Raw genomic sequence first — 3,997 nt, forward strand, 5'->3', positions numbered from 1 at the left:
GTTGAATGGTCAGCGACATGTGTGTTTCGTCGATCTTGAATCAGGAGGAAAAAAACGGGTGTCGGAGGCCGCGCATCGGCGCGTCGCCCGGGGTTGGTTCGCCAGCGGCACTAGCTGACGATGCCCATGTGCCAGGGCACGAACTCGTGGTCGCCGAGGCCCAGAAGTTCGCTTTTCGTCTTGTCTCCGGAGGCGGCGCGAAGGATCTGGTCGAAGATGCGCTGCCCCATCTGCTGCACGTCGACTTCGCCGTCGAGCACCGCGCCGCAGTTGATGTCCATGTCCTCTTCCAGCCGCGTGAACATCGGCGTGTTGCTCGCGAGCTTGATCGTCGGTGCCGGCTTGCTGCCGAACATCGAGCCGCGCCCGGTCGTGAAGCAGATCAGGTTGGCGCCGCTGGCGATCTGTCCGGTGGACGCGACCGGGTCATAGCCGGGGGAATCCATGAAGACGAAGCCGGCCTTGTCGATCGGTTCGGCGTACTCGTACACCGCCTGCAGCGGCGTGGTGCCGCCTTTCATGGCCGAGCCCAGCGACTTCTCGAAGATGTTGGCCAGGCCGCCGGCCTGGTTGCCGGGGCCCACGACGCCATTGAACTGGCCGTTGTGGCCGCGCGTGTATTCCTCCCACCAGGCGAGCCGATCGAGCAGTTTCTGCCCGACCTCCGGGCTGACCGCGCGGCGGGTCAGCATGAACTCCACGCCGTGGATCTCGGGCGTCTCCGAAAGGATCGCGGTGCCGCCATGGCGCACCAGGATGTCCATCGCCGCCCCGAGGGCCGGATTGGCGGTGATGCCCGAGAAGCCGTCGGAGCCCCCGCATTCGAGTCCGATCTTCAGGTGCGCCGCACTGACGGGCTGGCGCCGGATGTCGTTGGCGGCCGGCAGCATGGCTTCGATGGCGGCGATGCCTGCAGCGATCGTTGCACGGGTACCTCCCGTGTCCTGCATCACGAAGGTCTTCACGTGGCTGCCGAGCGTCAGGCCCTGCGAGGCGACGAGGTCGGCCACCTGGTTGCGTTCGCAGCCCAGCCCGACGATCAGCACGCCGGCCAGGTTGGGATGGCGCGCGTAGCCGGCGATGGTCCGGCGCAACACATCGAAGTGCTCGCTGGGAGATGACATGCCGCAGCCGCTGGTCTGCGCGAAGGCGACCACGCCATCGACGTTCGGAAAGGCCGCGAGCCGCTCGGGCGTGAAGTGCGCCGCAATGTGGTGAATGGCGGTGGCCGAGCAGTTCACCGACGAGATCAGGCCGATGAAGTTGCGCGTCGCGACGCGGCCATCGGGGCGAACGATGCCCATGAAGGTGGCGCGCTCGGCTTCCGGCACGTAGTCGACGGGCCGCACGTCTTCACAGAAGCCCGGGTCGCGGTCGAAGTCGATCAGCTCCAGGTTGTGCGTGTGCACGTGTTCGCCGGCCTCGATGTCGCGCATGGCCGCACCGATCACGGTGTCGTACTTCTTCACCGGCTCGCCCGCCGCGATGCGTCGCGCTGCGATCTTGTGGCCGGCCGGCACCTGGGCGCGCATGCGCAAGCCGAACTCGGGCAGCTCCTGCCCGAGGCCGATCGGCGAGCGCGCGATCAACACGTTGTCGCTGGCGTGCAGCCGAATCAGCGCGGATGCGGTGGCGACCGTCGGCGTCGCAGGGGCGAGAGTTGCAGTCATGACGATCTCCGGCGTTCAGTTCTTGCTCATCAGTTCCTTGAGCTTGAGCCGTTCGATCAGTGATTTCTCCTTGGCATAGCTCGCGGCCACGTACTTCTCGTAGTCCGGCGCGTCGAGGTAGAGCAAGGGCGCATCGATCCGGGCGCAGGCCGCCGTGAACGCGGGGCTTGACGCTGCGACCTTGAACGCAGCGCGCAGGCTGGCCAGCACTTCGGCCGGTATGCCCTTGGGAGCGCCGATGCCGTTGGGCGCATCGACGACGACGTTGTAGCCCGACTCCTTGAGCGTGGGCACGTCCTTGAACTCGGTGGTGCGCTGCTCCCCCCAAGTCACCAGGAGGCGCAGCTTGCCGGCCTTCACGTGCGGTGCCCAGGAACTCGAATCGGCAAGCACGTCGACATGGCCGCCCATCAGAGCCTGCAGCGCCTCGGCCCCGCCCTTGAAGGGAATCGCATTGAACTTGACGCCTGCGGCCATGGCGAACTCTTCCATGCCGACATGCGTCGCGCCGCCCAGGCCCGCGGTGCCGTAGGTGATCTTGTCCTGGTTCGCCTTGGCGTCCGCCACCAGATCCTTGAGCGTCTTCCACGGGGCCTCGGCACGCACGGCGATGCCGAAGGTCTGGCCCGAGACGCGGGCGATGTAGGTGAGGTCCTTCATCGGATCGATCTGGACCGTGCCCAGTTGCGAGAAGCGCGTCACCGAGATCGGGATCTGTCCGATGGTGTAGCCATCGGGCTTCGCGGAGGCCAGCGCCTTCAGACCGATCATGCCGGACGCCCCGGCCTTGTTGTCCACGACGACCGACTGGCCGAGTTCCTTGGCGGCGGCCGAGCAGAGCGCGCGCATCGTGACGTCCGCAGTGCCGCCCGCCGGCCACGGACAGATGAATGTCACCGGACGATCCGGGTAAGCGGCCGCGAAAGCGCGGGTAGTGGAAAGCGGAAGCACGGCGGCAGCGAGGCTGCCGAGCATGAACTGGCGGCGATCGGATCTCATCGTTTTGTCTCCTGTTATTCGGCGTGGAGACCGGATTGTTCGTCCTTTGATCATTACAATCCAATCAGAAAACAGACTCTCTTCATTCCTTTTCGGTTATGGAGTCCACATGGCCGAGATCGACCGGGTACTGCGATCCAACCTGAAGCTGCGGCACCTGCAACTGCTGGTGGCGCTGGATGAATTCCGGCACCTCGGCCGCGCCGCCGAGTTTCTTTCGGTGAGCCAGCCGGCAGTGTCCAAGACGCTGGTCGAAATCGAACGCATGTTCGAGCTCGACCTGTTCGTGCGGTCCACGCGCGGCACCGAACCCACGGCCTATGGTCAGGCCGTCGTGCGCTTCGCCCGTTCGGTGCTGGCAGATTTCAGTCGCACGCGCGATGAGATCGCCGCCGTGGCCGGCGGCGCGGCCGGCCGCACCAGCGTCGGAGCAATGGTGGTGGCGATACCCTCCCTGCTTGTGCGTGCCGTCGAATTGCTCAAACAACGTTCGGCGCGCACCACGGTGCTGGTGGAAGAGGGCGATCTGACGCGACTCCTTCCGAGGCTGCGCGTCGGCGAACTGGATCTTTTCGTCGGTCGACTGGAGCCCGGCTACGCGTCGCCCGATCTGGACACCGAGACGCTCTACACCGAGCCGATGTGCATCGTTGTGCGTCCCGACCACGCACTTGCCCGTGACGCGAGAATCGATTGGACAAAACTCGTCGATGTTCCCTGGGTCGTTCCGCCACCGTGGGCGTCATCGCGCGTCAAGCTCGAGCAGATGTTCTACAAGCACAGGCTTGCGCCACCTGCCGACATCGTCGAGACGGCCTCGTTCCTTGCGACCTYGACGTTTGTCCGCGAACGCCCCGCAGTGGGGTTCCTTGCTCGCGGCGTGGCGCGACATTTCGAGGCAGAGGGTCTTATCAGGGTGCTGAATCTCAAGGTGCCGATCGAGCTGCCGCCAGTGGGAATGATCACCTTGAAGGGACGCCTTCGCCCCCCTGCGACGGAGCAGCTGATGGACTGTCTGCGCATCACTGCCGCACGTGCACCGGAGTAGCACCGGCGCCGGTTTGGCATTTCCTGGTGCGGCTTGGCACGGCCATGTCGGCATTGCCCAGTAATAGAGCATTTTGTTTTGCACATTGTTGTCGGCCGACTCCGGCGCTTGGAATTCCCAAACCAAGCACTCATCGACAAGGCACTGCTGCCGAGCGCCTGAATGCGTCGACGTGGACTCAATTCCTCCTACCTGGCGTGCGAGCGGCGCCTAGATAGCGGGGTCCGATGCTGGACAGGGCGGCAGGGCGGATACCCAGATCTCCCAGGGACGGCAGCAT

Annotated in this window: 3 protein-coding genes; 1 reads left to right on the forward strand and 2 read right to left on the reverse strand. The window is 65.1% G+C overall.

Annotation, left to right across the window (positions count from 1 at the left end):
• Positions 1-110: 110 nt before the first annotated feature.
• Positions 111-1,670: a UxaA family hydrolase gene (locus AC1D2K_RS31335; protein WP_478093912.1), complete on the reverse strand. Its 1,560-nt coding sequence runs from the start codon at positions 1,668-1,670 to the stop codon at positions 111-113.
• A 15-nt stretch (positions 1,671-1,685) separates the two neighbouring features.
• A complete protein-coding gene (locus AC1D2K_RS31340; protein ID WP_478093914.1) occupies positions 1,686-2,669 on the reverse strand; it encodes a Bug family tripartite tricarboxylate transporter substrate binding protein in 984 nt (327 codons plus the stop codon).
• Between the two features lie 109 nt (positions 2,670-2,778).
• Here AC1D2K_RS31340 and AC1D2K_RS31345 point away from each other — a divergent pair, with 109 nt between their 5' ends.
• A complete protein-coding gene (locus tag AC1D2K_RS31345; protein ID WP_478093916.1) occupies positions 2,779-3,717 on the forward strand; it encodes a LysR substrate-binding domain-containing protein in 939 nt (312 codons plus the stop codon).
• Positions 3,718-3,997 lie beyond the last annotated feature (280 nt).

It is taken from the genome of Variovorax sp. P1_H12_2 (genome assembly GCF_056405335.1).

Excerpts from the sequence above, each read along its gene's own strand:
- AC1D2K_RS31335 (WP_478093912.1), bottom strand. The coding sequence starts at position 1,670 with ATGACTGCAACTCTCGCCCCTGCGACGCCGACGGTCGCCACCGCATCC.
- AC1D2K_RS31340 (WP_478093914.1), bottom strand. The coding sequence starts at position 2,669 with ATGAGATCCGATCGCCGCCAGTTCATGCTCGGCAGCCTCGCTGCCGCC.